Origin of the sequence: Vreelandella zhaodongensis, from assembly GCF_013415115.1 — a bacterium.
Taxonomy (GTDB): Bacteria; Pseudomonadota; Gammaproteobacteria; order Pseudomonadales; family Halomonadaceae; genus Vreelandella; species Vreelandella zhaodongensis.
Genome location: NZ_JACCDD010000001.1, coordinates 459,702 through 475,376, shown reverse-complemented (window position 1 = coordinate 475,376; position 15,675 = coordinate 459,702). Strand labels below are relative to the sequence as shown.

At 50.6% G+C, this 15,675-nt stretch carries 11 protein-coding genes; 8 read left to right on the top strand and 3 right to left on the bottom strand.

Going from position 1 to position 15,675, the window contains the following annotated elements; all coding sequences use genetic code 11:
• Window positions 1-55 precede the first annotated feature (55 nt).
• The 8 genes from HZS79_RS02055 (at window position 56) to HZS79_RS02020 (ending at window position 10,887) form a co-directional block, all read left to right on the top strand.
• Window positions 56-2,542, top strand: coding sequence for an acyl-CoA dehydrogenase (locus HZS79_RS02055; protein WP_162218470.1), 2,487 nt, complete (start codon window positions 56-58; stop codon window positions 2,540-2,542).
• Between the two features lie 426 nt (window positions 2,543-2,968).
• On the top strand, window positions 2,969-4,066 hold the full coding sequence (locus HZS79_RS02050; protein WP_162218471.1) for an ABC transporter ATP-binding protein: 1,098 nt from the start codon (window positions 2,969-2,971) through the stop codon (window positions 4,064-4,066).
• Complete coding sequence (locus HZS79_RS02045) at window positions 4,059-5,159, top strand: ABC transporter ATP-binding protein (protein ID WP_162218472.1); 1,101 nt, start codon at window positions 4,059-4,061, stop codon at window positions 5,157-5,159. The genes HZS79_RS02050 and HZS79_RS02045 overlap by 8 nt, the downstream gene beginning before the upstream one ends.
• On the top strand, window positions 5,152-6,042 hold the full coding sequence (locus HZS79_RS02040) for a carbohydrate ABC transporter permease (protein WP_162218473.1): 891 nt from the start codon (window positions 5,152-5,154) through the stop codon (window positions 6,040-6,042). Before HZS79_RS02045 ends, HZS79_RS02040 begins: the two co-directional genes overlap by 8 nt.
• 1 nt (window position 6,043) lies before the next feature.
• Complete coding sequence (locus tag HZS79_RS02035; protein ID WP_162218474.1) at window positions 6,044-6,937, top strand: carbohydrate ABC transporter permease; 894 nt, start codon at window positions 6,044-6,046, stop codon at window positions 6,935-6,937.
• A 12-nt stretch (window positions 6,938-6,949) separates the two neighbouring features.
• The gene (locus HZS79_RS02030) at window positions 6,950-7,222 is read left to right on the top strand and encodes a DUF2160 domain-containing protein (protein ID WP_162218475.1); all 273 of its coding nucleotides are present in this window, start codon (window positions 6,950-6,952) and stop codon (window positions 7,220-7,222) included.
• Window positions 7,223-7,330: 108 nt separating this feature from the next.
• On the top strand, window positions 7,331-9,070 hold the full coding sequence (locus HZS79_RS02025) for an ABC transporter substrate-binding protein (RefSeq protein WP_162218476.1): 1,740 nt from the start codon (window positions 7,331-7,333) through the stop codon (window positions 9,068-9,070).
• Window positions 9,071-9,240: 170 nt separating this feature from the next.
• Window positions 9,241-10,887 (top strand): glycerol-3-phosphate dehydrogenase/oxidase, encoded by a 1,647-nt coding sequence (locus HZS79_RS02020; protein ID WP_162218477.1) that lies wholly within the window; start codon window positions 9,241-9,243, stop codon window positions 10,885-10,887.
• A 183-nt stretch (window positions 10,888-11,070) separates the two neighbouring features.
• Here HZS79_RS02020 and glpK read toward each other — a convergent pair whose 3' ends face one another.
• The 3 genes from glpK to HZS79_RS02005 form a co-directional block, all read right to left on the bottom strand.
• Window positions 11,071-12,555: a glycerol kinase GlpK gene (gene glpK / locus HZS79_RS02015; protein WP_179926931.1), complete on the bottom strand. Its 1,485-nt coding sequence runs from the start codon at window positions 12,553-12,555 to the stop codon at window positions 11,071-11,073.
• 175 nt (window positions 12,556-12,730) lie between these two features.
• Window positions 12,731-13,489, bottom strand: coding sequence for a DeoR/GlpR family transcriptional regulator (locus HZS79_RS02010; RefSeq protein ID WP_162218479.1), 759 nt, complete (start codon window positions 13,487-13,489; stop codon window positions 12,731-12,733).
• A gap of 127 nt (window positions 13,490-13,616) precedes the next feature.
• Window positions 13,617-15,467 carry an SLC13 family permease gene (locus HZS79_RS02005; RefSeq protein ID WP_179926930.1) on the bottom strand — a complete coding sequence of 617 codons (1,851 nt, stop codon included), beginning with the start codon at window positions 15,465-15,467 and terminating at the stop codon, window positions 13,617-13,619.
• Between the last annotated feature and the right edge of the window lie 208 nt (window positions 15,468-15,675).

Here is a 15,675-nt window from a genome sequence, read left to right as displayed (position 1 = left end):
ATATTCAAACATACGTTTAAATACGTTCATTATTAACCCCCACGGAGATACAACCATGCTCACCCTACTGCTCATTGTGCTTGCCATCGCTGGCTTGCTCGTGGTGATGCGGCGCGAAGCAGGTGCTACGCCCGCACTTGCTCTGCTTGGCGTACTAGGCTTGGTAGGCTTAGTGCTTGGCGCAACTGTGATTGGCGCGCTTCTATTGATTGCGGCTGTCGCCGTTGCGGTTGCTGGACTTCCGGCACTACGTAGTAAGTGGCTAACACCACGTATTTTCGCCACCTTTAAAAAGGTAGCGCCGAAAGTATCCGATACGGAGCGCACAGCGTTGGAAGCCGGCAGTGTCTCCTGGGATGGCGAGCTATTCTCTGGCAAGCCTCAGTGGGAATCGTTGCTTAACTATAAAGACGACGGCCTAAGTGAGGCAGAACAAGCCTTCTTGGATAATCAGTGTGCTAAAGCCGCTGGCATGTGTAACGCTTGGGACATCGCTCAGGAGCGCGCTGATCTACCTCAACAACTGTGGGATTATCTAAAAAAAGAAGGCTTCTTCGGCATGATTATTCCGAAGGAGTACGGTGGTCTAGGATTCTCTGCTAAAGCGCAATCCATGGTGCTACAGAAGCTATCAGCCAATGAGACGCTGATGGTTACTGTTGGCGTGCCAAACTCACTCGGCCCTGGCGAATTGTTGCTCAAATACGGTACCCAAGAACAGAAAGACCACTACTTACCCCGTCTTTCTGATGGCCGCGAGATTCCCTGCTTCGGCCTTACCGGCCCACGCGCAGGCTCTGATGCAACGTCGCTGCCAGACACCGGCGTCGTCTGCAAGCAAATCATCAACGGCGAAGAAGTACTTGGCTTACGACTTAACTTTGAGAAACGCTGGATTACCTTGGCTCCTATCGCCACAGTAGTTGGCCTTGCTTTCCGCCTGTTCGATCCAGAAAAACTGTTAGGTGACGAAGAAGATCGCGGCATTACCCTTGCGCTAGTCCCCCGTGATACTCAGGGAATGGATATTGGCCGTCGCCACCACCCTATCGGCAGTCCGTTTATGAACGGTCCGATTAAAGGTAACGACGTCTTTGTACCGCTGGATACCATCATTGGTGGCCCAGACATGATCGGCCAAGGCTGGCGCATGCTGGTCGAGTGTCTCTCGATCGGTCGCTGCATTACCCTGCCTTCTGGTGCGACCGGCACTGCCCGCTATGCACTGGGCTGGAGCGGAGGTTTCACCCGTGTTCGTCGTCAGTTCAACGTCCCTGTGGCGGAAATGGAAGGCGTACAAGAGCCGCTGGCACGCATGGCCTCACTGGCTTATATCTCTGCTGCGACGGTTTACCAAACTGCTAACCTGATCGACCACGGTGAAAAACCCGCCGTTCCTTCAGCAATTTTGAAGAGCCAACTGACCGAGTTCCAACGCGTGCTACTTAGCGACGCCATGGATGTTCACGGTGGTAAAGCAGTTACCCTTGGCCCACGCAACTACCTAGGCATTGGCTACAGTGCGAACCCGGTGGCGATCACCGTGGAAGGCGCCAACATTATGACGCGCAACCTGATGATCTTTGGTCAAGGTGCGATTCGTTGTCATCCGTATGTGCTAGAAGAGCTGGCAGCGAAAGACGCCAACGACGTTAAAGCTTTCGACAAAGCCTTCTTTGGTCACGCAGGGCTGATTTTCGGCAACGCTGCTCGTGCCTTTACGCTTGGGTTTGGCCTAGGCAAAGCAAGTGTACCTTTTAGTGGCCCCGCCGCTATCTACGCTCAGGATATTGCACGCATTTCAGCAGGCTTTGGCCTATGTGCCGACGCCGCCATGGCCAGCCTTGGCTCTGAACTCAAGAAGCGCGAAATGCTGTCAGCACGTTTGGGTGATGTACTGTCTAACCTGTACCTAGCTTCCATGGTACTAAAACAGTGGCATACCGGTGATCAAGTAGAGGGCGAAGAAGCGCTGCTACACTATAGCCTGCGGTTCTTGCTTAACCGTGCGGAACAAGCTTTCGTTGAAATTTTTGACAACCTGCCGAACCGCGCATTAGGCAAGGTATTGAAAGTCGTGGTAATGCCGACAGGCCGCCGTTGGAATAAACCACATGACGACTTGGCTCGCGATATTGCCCAGCGTGTCTCTACGCATAGTGCCCTGCGCAGCAAGCTACTTTCCAACACCTGGGATAAAGATGATGGCGTAGAGTCTAACCCGCTCGCTCGCTACAACGCGTTACTGGTTGATTATGATCGCGCCGAAGCCCTTTACCGCACAGTGAACAAAGCCTATGCCAAAGGCGAGCTGCCACAAACAGCATTACACCCCGAGGCACGCGTAGAGGCGGCGCTTGAAAAAGGCCTAATTAGCGAAGAAGACGCTCAGTTTATGCGTACATTTGAAGCAGAAGTGCTTGAGATGCTGACCGTAGACGACTTCGCTTACGATGCCTTCGCCAACGACAAATCGACACTGATTGATCACAACGCAACGCCTGCAACTGCTCCGCAGCAGGCAGAGGCTAGCGTGAAATAGCATCAGATATACCGCATCACGAAATGTGCCTCTAAAGACACAGCGACGAAAAACCGGCCCTTGAGGCCGGTTTTTTTACGCCTATTTTCTAAAACGAAACAAACGAACATTTCAAACGCTAGCTTTTTTACTTTTCTAGCCCCATTTCCCCACTAACTTTCAGCTCTCTACGCCTAAAGCGAATACAAGCAGCTACAAAAGTCGTTGCAAGTTCGCAAATGATCAACTAGCCTTTCGTTACTGAAAATAAAGTAAGTGCAAGGTAAGAGAAAGTGGGTGGAGGCAGTACGCCTGATGGTTGGCTGACCGTAACTTACGAACAGCCAAGGCTAACATCACTTATGGCGCTGCACTCTATCGATAACGATCAACGCATGACCTCTACTAATAACATCTATCAATAACAATGACGCTAGCGAGATCGGTATGTCCCTACATCTGCAAAACATCGACCACATCGTCGGTGGTGAAACTCATATTAATGGGTTAAACCTCGAGCTAGAACCAGGTTCTTTCAATGTACTACTAGGAAGGACGTTGGCGGGTAAAACAACGCTGATGCGTTTAATGGCAGGATTAGAACAACCCACCCAGGGACGAATCTTCATGGATGGCAGAGATGTCACCGGCGTTTCTGTTCGAAAACGCAATGTCTCCATGGTATATCAGCAGTTCATCAACTACCCAAGCCTCACCGTGCGTGACAACATTGCGTCACCATTGAAGCTTGCCAAAACGTCGCCAAAAGAAATTGATCAACGGGTTGGCAGTATTGCGGAAATGCTGCACATAGAGCATTTGCTTGATCGCTACCCACAAGAATTATCCGGTGGCCAGCAACAACGCACCGCGATGGGGCGAGCGCTGGTCAAAGATGCGGACCTAATCCTGTTCGATGAGCCATTAGTCAACTTAGATTACAAACTGCGTGAAGAGCTTCGTGACGAACTCCGTGAACTCTTCAAAGCACGCAACTGCATTGCCGTCTATGCCACGACTGAGCCCAACGAAGCGCTGGCACTCGGCGGCAATACCGCGGTACTACACCAAGGAAAACTGCTCCAATACGGCCCTACCGAAGAGGTTTATCGTGTCCCCAACGGTCGCCACAGCGCTGAAATGTTCTCAGAACCGCCTATTAACATTGTTCCTGGAAAGCTGACGGCATCGGAAATCACCTTTGATCAAACCCTACATTTTCCGTGTGATGCCGAGTTACAGCGCCTGCCCCCTGGCGACTATGACTTCGGTGTGCGTGCCTCACATATCAGCCTAACGCCACGCTCAACAGACGATCTAGCGCTATCCGTACAAGTCGATGTAGCCGAAATTAGCGGCTCCGAGACGTTTCTACATGTACGGCACGAGCACTTCCCGCTGGTACTCCACCTAACGGGTATTCACGAGTTCAACATGAACGACACCATTAATGTCTATTTTCCGACGCATCAGCTCTACGCGTTTGATAAACACGGCAGCACCGTTCATGTGCCCGTAGCACAAGGGAGCGCCGCCCATGGCTGAAATTACGCTAAAGGGACTGGCCCACAGCTACAGCAAAACACCGGCTGGCAGCGATGATTATGCGATTCGCCAAATGGATCATGTATGGCACCAGGGCGGCGCTTATGCCCTTCTCGGCCCATCAGGCTGCGGAAAGTCCACGCTGCTCAATATTATTTCCGGCCTTCTAGAACCCTCCGAAGGTGACGTTCTATTTGACGGGCAGCGGGTTAACGAACTGCCACCGGAAGAGCGCAACATTGCCCAGGTTTTCCAGTTCCCGGTGATCTACGACACCATGACGGTGTACGACAACCTGGCTTTTCCGCTGCGCAATATGAACACCCCAGAGTACCGGGTCGACCCGAAAGTTCGAGAAGTAGCAGACATTCTTGAACTAACGCCACTGCTATCGCGCAAGGCAAAAAACCTGACCGCCGATGAGAAACAAAAAGTGTCCATGGGCCGAGGGCTGGTTCGCGACGACGTCTCAGCCATTTTGTTCGATGAACCCCTGACCGTCATCGACCCACAATTAAAGTGGAAACTGCGCCGCAAGCTCAAAGAGATCCATGAGCGATTTAATATCACCATGATCTACGTGACTCATGATCAGTTAGAAGCATCGACCTTTGCGGACAAAATTGCAGTGATGTATGGCGGTCAAGTGGTTCAGTTCGGCACGCCACGGGAGCTGTTTGAAAAGCCTGCTCATACGTTCGTTGGCTATTTTATTGGCAGTCCAGGCATGAATTTTATGGACGTCACACATCAAAATGGCAAGGTCATGTTTGGTGACCAGCCGCTGCCTGTGAATAGCCAACTAACACAGCTCGTTGCAACAGCGTCTTCTAGCAATATCAAGCTGGGTATCCGTCCTGAATTTATCAGCGTTGCCAATTCGCCAACGCCAAACACGGTGCCCATTCATGTCGAGAACCTACAAGATCTTGGCACCTATTCGCTGCTCAGCTTCAAGCTAAACGGCCAGCTGTTCAAGGCACGGCTCCCAGAAGGGCATTCAGCGATTAACGAACCCGCATTCGCCGAGTTTTCCGATCGGCATATTGGCCTCTATATCGACGAATATCTGGTGGAGATCGGCCATGAATAACAACAAGGTGCAAAATAATCGAGCATGGTGGCTGGTACTCCCTATGCTAATTCTGGTGGCATTTTCCGCCATCATTCCATTAATGACGGTGGTTAACTACTCCGTTCAAGACGTACTAGGCCCCCATGCTCGTTTTTTTACGGGCACAGAGTGGTTCCAAACCATGCTCAATGACTCTGCTTTGCAAGCAGCGTTTCTGCGCCAAATGATATTCTCACTGACCATTTTGGCGATTCAGATACCATTGGGCATCGGTATCGCGCTTATTATGCCCAAACGGGGCTGGCAAGCATCTGCCGTGCTGATTTTAATCACGCTACCGCTTTTGATTCCCTGGAACGTCGTGGGTAGCATCTGGCAAATTTTCACCCGTGGCGACATCGGACTCATGGGCTGGGGACTGCGCGAGCTGGGCATTAATTACAACATCACCCGCAACGCTGGCGATGCTTGGGCGACGATTATCTTGATGGACGTTTGGCACTGGACACCTTTGGTGGCAATGCTTTGCTACAGCGGCCTTCGCTCTATTCCCGAAGCCTATTATCAAGCAGCACGGATTGACCGTGCTTCCAAATGGGCCGTTTTTCGCTATATCCAGTTACCAAAACTCACCAACGTACTGGTCATCGCTGTGCTGTTACGCTTTATGCACTCGTTCATGATCTATGCGGAACCCTTTGTGTTAACCGGTGGCGGCCCTGGCAGTTCCACTACCTTCCTGAGCCAATCCCTGGCAACGATGGCCATTGGCCAACAGGATCTAGGGCCTTCAGCCGCGTTTTCACTTATCTACTTCCTGGTCATTTTGCTGGTGAGCTGGATCTTCTACACCACCATCATGCACATGCAAAAAGATAAGAACCCGCAAGGGGGAGCATGATATGTACCATTTAGAAAACACCCAGCAGGGTGAAAAATACAACACTATTTTCAGCAAGGAAGTGTCGGCCAAGCGCCGTAAGCGTGACGCTCGTAGTCGGCTGCGTTCTAGACTGCTGCTCGGCTTATATTTGTTCTTAATGATTCTGCCAATTTATTGGCTAATCAATATGTCGCTGCAAACCAATAGTGAAATTCTCGGCTCCATGACGCTATGGCCGCAGAACATAACGTTTGATAACTACACCAGAATTTTAACGAACTCCAGCTGGTACATGGGATACGTTAATTCACTGCTGTACGTATCAATGAATATGGTAATCACCATGCTCGTGGCGCTACCTGCCGCCTATGCCTTCAGTCGCTACAAGTTCATTGGTGACAAGCACCTTTTCTTTTGGCTACTGACCAACTTGATGGCACCGCCTGCGGTCTTCCTGCTGCCCTACTTCCAGCTCTACTACTCGGTGGGACTGTTTGATAAGCATATTGCCGTCGCCTTAGCGCACTGCCTCTTTAATATTCCGCTGGCCATTTGGATCTTAGAAGGCTTTATGAGTAGCGTGCCCAAGGAGATCGACGAAACCGCCTATATCGATGGCTATAGCTTCCCGAAGTTCTTCGTCAAGATCTTCATTCCCATGATTAGCTCTGGCATCGGCGTCGTACTGTTCTTCTTATTCATGTTCTCGTGGGTTGAGTTACTACTGGCACGCACACTGACATCTACAAACGCCCAGCCGATCGGCATGATTATGACGCGCACATCAACGGCATCAGGTATTGACTGGGGAACGCTGGCCGCCGCAGGCGTACTGACCATAGTCCCTGGCATTTTGGTGGTCTATTTCGTTCGCAACCATATCGCCAAGGGCTTTGCCCTAGGCCGTACCTAAGGAGCCGCCACCATGTCTTGGATGGTATGGACAACCCCAACAGCCATTTTCTTTTCATCGATAGCCGCCATGCTGGCTGGCATGACGCTTTGGGAAATTCTATCCCCCACAGTAGAACGCAAAGGCTTTTTGCCCATTAGCACTACCCGTGGTGACCGGCTATTCATCGGTCTGCTATCGGCTGCGTTTATTCACTTGGGGTTCATAGGTTTCACCACCTTCTCGATCTGGATTGCACTAGCACTATCAGCAGTATGGCTGCTGGTGTTAATGCGCTGGGGTTAGCCTTCAGCAACGCCAGGGCTCCCCCTGGCAGAACTAGCCTTAGCGTTAAGTACGGCAGTATCAAGGACGCCCATACTTCAGGGAAGAGCACAATAAAACGAGGTCAACATGCGTAATAACAAATTTAAACTCACTACCCTCGCGGCGAGTCTTATGCTTGCATCAGGCTCACTGCTTGCAGACGATCACGATGCGCGAGCGGTCGCCGAGCGCTTAGTCGATGAGCATTTCCAAAACTCAACGCTTAGCCGTGAAGAACAAATCGAAGAACTTTTGTGGTTTGCACAGGCCGCGGAGCCTCTACGCGGAATGAGCATCCAGACAGTAGCTGAGGGACTTGCGACCCACGAGTACGAGCGTGACGTATTAGCCAAAGCCTTTACAGAACTTACCGGCATCGAAGTCACCCACAACATCATTAACGAAGGCGACTTGGTCGATACGATGCAGAACCAGATGCAGTCTGGTAACAGTATCTACGACGGCTTTATCAACGACTCTGATGCGATTGGTACACATATTCGCTACGGCACCACCATCAACCTTTCTGAAGCGATGGAGAACGAGTGGGCAGATTTCACCTCACCTACCCTGGATCTGGATGACTTTATCGGCATCCAATACACCACAGGGCCCGATGGCAGCATCTATCAATTACCAGCACAGCAATTCGCGAACCTGTATTGGTTCCGCTATGACTGGTTCCAGCGTGAAGACTTACAAGAGCAGTTCCACGATATTTACGGCTATGACTTGGGTGTTCCCACCAACTGGACAGCCTATGAAGATATTGCCGAGTTCTTTACTGAACATGTCGGGGAAATTGATGGCACCAGGGTGTATGGCCACATGGATTACGGCCGCCGTGACCCATCCCTAGGCTGGCGTTTCCATGACTCCTGGCTCTCCATGGCTGGCATGGGTAGCCCTGGCGTACCCTTTGGCAATCCAGTAGATGACTGGGGTATTCGTGTCAACGAAGATAGCCAGCCGGTAGGTGCCAGCGTAACTCGTGGCGGAGGCACTAACGCGCCGGCCTCTGTCTTTGCCATGCAAAAAGCCGTTGATTGGCTCAATAACTACGCCCCTGAAGAAGCGCAGGGAATGACCTTTGGTGAAGCAGGTCCAGTACCTGCACAAGGTCATATTGCACAGCAAATTTTCTGGTATACCGCCTTCACTGCGGATATGACCGATCCTGATGTAGCGGTCACCGACGATGAAGGCAACCCACTTTGGCGCATGGCACCTTCTCCCACCGGCCCTTATTGGGAAGAAGGCATGAAAGTAGGCTATCAAGATGTAGGCTCCTGGACCTTCTTTGACTCAACCCCTGAAGATCGCCGTACGGCGGCTTGGCTGTTCGGTCAGTTTACTGTCTCCAAGTCGGTATCGCTTGAGAAACTAATGCACGGCCTAACGCCGATCCGTGAATCTGACATTTTCTCCGATCAGATGACCGAGATGGCCCCCAAACTCGGTGGCCTTGTGGAGTTCTACCGTAGCCCTAACGAGTCCAATTGGACACCTACCGGTACCAACGTACCTGACTACCCGCGCATGGCACCGCTGTGGTGGCAGAATTTGGCCCCTGTCATGAGCGGTGAAGTTTCACCACAAGAAGGTCTCGACAACCTAGCAGCCGCCATGGACAGCACCATGAGCCGGCTTGCTCGCGCTAATGTCTTCGACAGCTATGCCCCAGTGCTGAACGAAGAGCGCGACCCGCAATACTGGCTTGATCAAGAAGGCTCACCAAAAGCCAAGCTTGATGATGAGATGCCACAAGGAACAACCGTTCCTTACGATGAAATGATGGAAGCCTGGATGGCAGCGGGTACCCGCTAATCCTTGCAGGGCGGGTCATAACCCGCCCTTTCCAGGCTTGAAAAATCGGGTTTCATCAGCGGCAAGCAGATAACCGCAAAGCTTGCCGGTCTATACAGGCTTGTATGCTTTGTTGTGGTGTTGAGACCGCTATCTAAAACGGGGCTTTTTCTTTGTTAATTGGAACCGCTATGAAACTGCGTAACCGTAATATCGAGAAATTGCACACTGATGAATTTGACGCACTGATAATCGGTGGCGGCATCAATGGTGCAGCAACCGCAGCCGCACTGGCCGGTAAAGGGGCGAAAGTTGCCCTTATAGACCGTGGCGACTTTGCTGGCAGTACCAGCATGCACTCTTCCAACTTAGTTTGGGGAGGCATTAAATATATGGAGAGCAAGGATTTTGCACTCGTTAGAAAGCTGTGCAAAAGCCGTAATCACTTGATTAAAAGTTACCCTTCCACCGTTCAGGAAATTCGTTTCCTGACAACGATTACTAAAGGTTTCCGTCACTCGCCGCGCTATTTATGGGCGGGCACTTGGCTTTACTGGCTGATGGGCAACGGCTTCACCAAGCTTCCTCGGCTACTTTCCCCAAAAAAAATCAAGCAAGAAGAACCCATTATTGATGTTGACGGTTCGGTAGGAGGTTTCGAATACTCCGATGCCTACTTGCACGATAACGATGCTCGTTTTGTCTTCAATTTCGTACGTCATGCACTCAATTATGGAGCGGTGGCTACCAATTACGTCGAGTCACTTGGCGCAGAGCGCGAAGGCGACAGATGGGTAACGCAAGTTCGTAACGTGATGGATGGCAACACCTTCAGCATTCGTTCAAAAGTACTAATCAATGCTGCTGGCCCCTGGGTAGATCAACACAACGCCCTCACTGGTGAGAAAACCACCCATCAGCATCTTTATTCAAAAGGCATTCACCTAATAGTCCCACAACTAACAAAAACGAAACGAGTGCTTGCGTTCTTTGCTGACGATGGACGGCTGTTTTTTGTTATCCCGATGGGTAATCGCACTTGTATTGGCACCACCGATACTCACATGGAGCATCCTGAAGTCGATGTCACTGCTGAGGATATTGATTTTGTCTTGGAAAATATCAATAAGCGCCTAACGTTAGATAAGCCGCTGACCCAAGACGATATTATTTCAACACGCTGTGGCGTTCGCCCTCTTGCCATTAAAGCGGATCAAGGCAGCGATCGTGATTTTCTTCAGCTGTCCCGTAAACATGTCATTGATACCAATACTGACAGTGCTCATATCAGTATTTTTGGCGGAAAATTAACTGACTGTTTGAATGTTGGAGATGAGATTGCAGAAGAAGTGGTTCGACTAGGCGTTAACCTCAGTGATATTAACTATCGCTGGTACGGCGAACCGCCCGAGCCAGTCAAACAGCAGTTTATGGATCAGGCCAAACGGATGAACCTAGATGCGATGACCGCACCAACATCCACCGAGCCTTTATCCTCGCGATTATGGCGTCGCTATGCAGAGCAGGCCATACAAATGCTAGAAAAAATCCGCCAAGACCCTACAGAGGCCGATATTCTCATTGAAGGCACCGAATATATTCGCTGCGAACTAGAGCATGCTCGGGATCATGAAATGATTACCCAGCTGGAAGATTTCTTGCGCCGAAGAGCCAAAGTCTCGCTCGTTGTTCACCATGAGCAGTTGCGCCACTCTAAGGGGCTTAAAGAAGCTTGCCGTGTGCTGTTTGGAGACCAAGCAGAAGAGCGTTTTGCGACGTACTTTGCCGAAAACCGAGATACCTCTCGACCCTACGTAGCGCCAGCCGAAGTCGATTAACTGACGTCTAGCCCATCGCTAACGATACATGACAGAAACACACAAAAGCCGCTATTAAAGATAGCGGCTTTTTACATAGAAGCTGATTGCTATTAAGTGCTTATGTATACGTTGACGAGCACTGAGATCCTATCGAATCAGTGGTTACCTATGCTCAGTGCCCGATTAGTTGTGTTAAGGCACTTAGCTAGAGCGCACTCGGGCTACCGCATCTAACCACCCCTGATATAACTGCTCACGCGTCGCTTCTTCCATTTTAGGCGTAAAGCTTTTTTCGCAGCGCCATAGCTGCTCAATCTCTTCAAGCGTGTCATACCATCCTAAACGCAGGCCAGCCAAATACGCAGCGCCCAGAGCAGTGGTTTCAAGAATCGTGGGCCTATCTACCTGAACATTAAGCATATCGGCTAAGAACTGCATTACCCAGCTGTTCTTTACCATGCCACCATCTACCCGTAAGTTGCCCGGCGAGGCTTCCATGTCATCATTCATGCAGTGCTGCAGGTCGCGGGTTTGGTAACACACCGCCTGGAGTCCCGCCGCCACAATTTCAGCAATCCCCGTGTCGCGTGTTAGGCCAAAGATTGCCCCTCTCGCCTTAGGATCCCAATGCGGTGCCCCCAAACCTGTAAACGCTGGCACCAAGTAGACGCTGTGGCCACTACGAGTCTCTTTGGCTAATGCTTCTGTCTCAGAGGCATCAGCAAATAAATTTAAACCGTCTCGCAGCCACTGCACAGTGGCGCCTGCCACGAAAATACTGCCCTCCATTGCGTAGGTCGGCTTGCCATTAATTCGGTAGCCAATGGTCGTCAGCAATCGATTCTGTGATACCGAGGCAGTATCCCCTGTGTTCACAATCATAAAGCAACCGGTGCCGTAAGTGCTTTTCCCCATACCTGGCTGGAAGCAAGCCTGCCCTACCAATGCAGCCTGTTGATCCCCCGCTACACCAGCAATGGGTATCGGCACACCTAGCCAATGATCGTCGGTAACCCCAAAATCATCACTGGAATCTTTTACTTCAGGCAGCATGTTGGCGGGAACATTAAACAACGCGAGAAGATCGTCGTCCCACGTTTGATTATGAATGTTAAAAATTGCTGTACGCGAGGCATTGGTGGCATCGGTAACATGCTGCTTGCCGCCGGTTAGCCGCCAAATCAAGAAGCTATCGATAGTGCCAAATAATAACTCACCTTGCTGGGCTCGACCGCGAGCACCCTCGACGTTATCTAAGATCCAAGCAAGCTTAGTGGCAGAAAAATAGGGATCAATGAGTAATCCTGTTTTGGACTGCACGGCGTCTGTATGGCCTTTGTCTCGCAGGGTCTCACAGAGGTCTGATGTACGACGGTCTTGCCAAACGATAGCGTTATAAAGCGGCTTGCCGCTTTCTCGATCCCATACCACCGTGGTTTCACGTTGGTTAGTAATGCCAATACCATCAATCTGTGTTGGCGAGATGTTGGCTTTTACCAACACCTCGCGACAGGTAGCAATGACCGAGTCCCAAATATCTTCAGGGTCATGCTCAATCCACCCATCTTGAGGAAAATGCTGTGGAAATTCCTGTTGAGCAACCGCGGCTATTTGGCCCTGACGGTCAAATAAAATGGCGCGTGAGCTGGTCGTACCTTGATCGATGGCGAGAATAAAGGAGGACATATCATGTTCACTTTGTTGTAGGGTCTTTCGATTTTGTATGTTTTGATTCGCTTTATTATCATCCAAGGCTACTCCAGCCTTCTTAAATGCTCAAGTATGAAACCACTTAACTTTACCGAGCATCACTCCCTGCGGCATGTCAACGTTTGTTAGGGGTATAAATGAGGCGTGTGAGTTAGGCAATATGCAGCGCTACTCCATGCTGATTCAACAGCTGTTGAATAGGCTCAGGCGGCTTGCGATCGGTAAACAGAGCGTCGAGCTGCGAGATATTACCCTGACGGACGACTGGATTGCGGTGAAACTTAGAGTAGTCGGCTGCTAGGTAGATGCGCCGCGAGTTAGCAATGATGGCCTGGGCAACACGTACTTCTTGGTAATCAAATTCGAGTAACGAGCCATCTTCATCAATACCACTAATGCCAATGATCCCGTAATCCACTTTAAATTGATTGATAAAATCAATGGTCGCTTCACCGATAATACCGCCATCACGCGAGCGCACCTGCCCACCAGCAATAATCACAGTGAAATCTTCTTTATGTTGAAGAATAGCCGCAACGTTCAGGTTGTTGGTGATAATTTCCAGGCCTTGATGCTCAAGTAACGCCTGGGCGATCATTTCATTGCTAGTGCCTATATTAATAAATAACGATGAGTGGTGGGGAATATGCTGCGCCAAGCAGCGTGCAATACGCTCTTTTTCGTCTAAATGCAGTGTTTTACGCGTACTGTAAGCAGTATTAACGGTGCTCGACTCTACGCCAACACCACCGTGTACCCGACGCACTCGTCCCTCATTGGCTAAAGTGTTTAAATCACGCCGAATGGTTTGTGGTGTTACCGCAAAGTGATCGGTCAGTTGCTCAATGCTCATATAGCCGTGCTGGCGGACCAGCTCGACAATGGCATCCTGGCGAAACTGTTGGTTCATAAGCCTAGCCTGTTCGTTATTTATTGATCTCTAAGTGCTATAGAGTAGCAAAATTTTCGAATTCCAATAATGCGAACATGAAAGCAGTCATGCCCTCTCACCATAAACCAATTATTGATGGCCGCGATTACAACGGCCAAGCCCATAGGATGGCCGGTATAGCCACGATCATCACCACTAATGAAAGCGGAAGGCCAAGCTTCCAATAGTCGCCAAACCGATAGCCCCCAGGGCCAAGTACTAGTGTGTTCGACTGATGACCAATCGGCGTTAAAAACGCACAAGATGCACTAACAGCCACGACCATCAAAAAGGGGTCTAACGATACCTCAAAACCACTGGCAAGACTGGCCGCAATAGGGGCCATCAATAGGGCGGCGGCGGCGTTATTGACCACATTGGAGAGCAGCATGGAAAGCGCAAACAGTCCCACTAATGAAACAATAATGGGCCACTCAACACCAAACCGAAGCAGCGCATCGGCAATAATATCGGCTCCGCCGCTGGTTTCAAGCGCCTCCCCAACGGGCAGCATGGCGGCTAGTAACACAATGACAGGACCATCAATTGCCTGGTAGCCTTCTCGAAGAGGCAGTACCCCAATAAGCAACGACACTAACGCAGCAGTGCTCATAGCAACAGCGGCTGGCAGCAAGTCAAATAGCATTGCCAAAATTGCTAACGCAAAAATACCGATCGACATCGCCAGTTTTCGGGGCTGACCTAGGTGCAACTCGCGGTTAGCGAGCGGCAAACACCCCAAGGTTGATAAGCTATCTGCAATTTCATTTTCACTGCCTTGTAACAGCAGTACGTCGCCGGTTTGAAAGCGAATATCCCGCAAGCGCTGTTTTAAACGTCCGCCGTCACGCGCGACTGCCACTAAGTGCAAGCCAAACTGCTGATTTAGCCTCAGTTGACGAACACTGCGATTGACCATGATTGAATCGTTACGCACCACCGCTTCAATTAGCTGCAAACCTTCAGTATCCACCGGTTGGGGAGACTCTTTATTGGACGCGTCCTCTTCCTTCTCAGCATCAACGGAACTACTGTCACTTGGCTCCTTTGGATCGGCAATGGCGCTCAACCCCACCTTGTCTTCCAGCGACTTCAACTCATCTGGGCCTGCTTCCAGTAGTAGGATATCGCCCTCTTGCAGCACTCCATAAAATGAATAGCCTGCACGGCGATTATCGTCACGCACTACCGCCAAGATAGGAATAGTCTCTTCTAGTTCGTCGTAAAGCTGATGGAGCGTTAACCCACAGGCTTTGGAATCACCTGACACCTTAAGTTCGACCAAATAATTCGCCGTATCAAACATCTCATCGGTAGAGGCTTGACCGCTACGTTTCGGTGTCAAGCGCCAGCCAATCAGCACAATAAACAACAACCCGACTATCGCGACTAAAGCACCAACGGGCGTATAGCTAAACATGCCAAACGTTTCACCGGTGACGCTCCCTCGATAAGCGGAAATAATAATATTGGGCGGTGTGCCAATTAATGTGGTTAGACCGCCTAGCAGCGAACCAAACGCCAGCGGCATTAATAGCAGTGAGGGCGATGTATTATGTTCACGAGCAAGCCGCATCGCCACGGGCAACAGCAACGCCAGTGCCCCTACGTTATTCATCACCCCAGACAGCACCACCACTGTACCGACCAACACCAACAGCTGCAGTAGCAGTCGTTCGCCTACTTTCAACACTTGGTTGGCGATAATATCGACCACACCAGAGCGCTCAAACCCACGGCTAAGTACCAATACCGCCGCCACCGTAATCACCGCTGGATGCCCAAACCCCATAAAAGCCTGATCAGCGGGTACCAACCCAAGCATTACCGAGCCCAGCAACGCCGCCAGTGCGACTAAGTCGTAGCGAAACCGCCCCCACATAAAAGCGGCAAGCGTTATCCCTAAAACGATAAAGACAAGCGTACTAGGGGCAAGTCCAATGCTTTCAATGTTCATACGATGTCCCTCTCCCAATGTTCACATCCATATGCTGGGACGCTCGACGAATTCACCAATTACCTTGCAATACGGTAGACGATGACTATACGACCGTATAGCCCCAGGAAAACAGCACGACAACAGGGGTGGGCAACAGCAAAAAAACCTGGCAAGGCCAGGTTTTAACGCCATCAAAGACACGTTTAGGTAGCGACTGAGCCACCGC

Excerpts from the sequence above, each read along its gene's own strand:
- HZS79_RS02055 (WP_162218470.1), top strand. The coding sequence starts at position 56 with ATGCTCACCCTACTGCTCATTGTGCTTGCCATCGCTGGCTTGCTCGTG.
- HZS79_RS02050 (WP_162218471.1), top strand. The coding sequence starts at position 2,969 with ATGTCCCTACATCTGCAAAACATCGACCACATCGTCGGTGGTGAAACT.
- HZS79_RS02045 (WP_162218472.1), top strand. The coding sequence starts at position 4,059 with ATGGCTGAAATTACGCTAAAGGGACTGGCCCACAGCTACAGCAAAACA.
- HZS79_RS02040 (WP_162218473.1), top strand. The coding sequence starts at position 5,152 with ATGAATAACAACAAGGTGCAAAATAATCGAGCATGGTGGCTGGTACTC.
- HZS79_RS02035 (WP_162218474.1), top strand. The coding sequence starts at position 6,044 with ATGTACCATTTAGAAAACACCCAGCAGGGTGAAAAATACAACACTATT.
- HZS79_RS02030 (WP_162218475.1), top strand. The coding sequence starts at position 6,950 with ATGTCTTGGATGGTATGGACAACCCCAACAGCCATTTTCTTTTCATCG.
- HZS79_RS02025 (WP_162218476.1), top strand. The coding sequence starts at position 7,331 with ATGCGTAATAACAAATTTAAACTCACTACCCTCGCGGCGAGTCTTATG.
- HZS79_RS02020 (WP_162218477.1), top strand. The coding sequence starts at position 9,241 with ATGAAACTGCGTAACCGTAATATCGAGAAATTGCACACTGATGAATTT.
- glpK (WP_179926931.1), bottom strand. The coding sequence starts at position 12,555 with ATGTCCTCCTTTATTCTCGCCATCGATCAAGGTACGACCAGCTCACGC.
- HZS79_RS02010 (WP_162218479.1), bottom strand. The coding sequence starts at position 13,489 with ATGAACCAACAGTTTCGCCAGGATGCCATTGTCGAGCTGGTCCGCCAG.
- HZS79_RS02005 (WP_179926930.1), bottom strand. The coding sequence starts at position 15,467 with ATGAACATTGAAAGCATTGGACTTGCCCCTAGTACGCTTGTCTTTATC.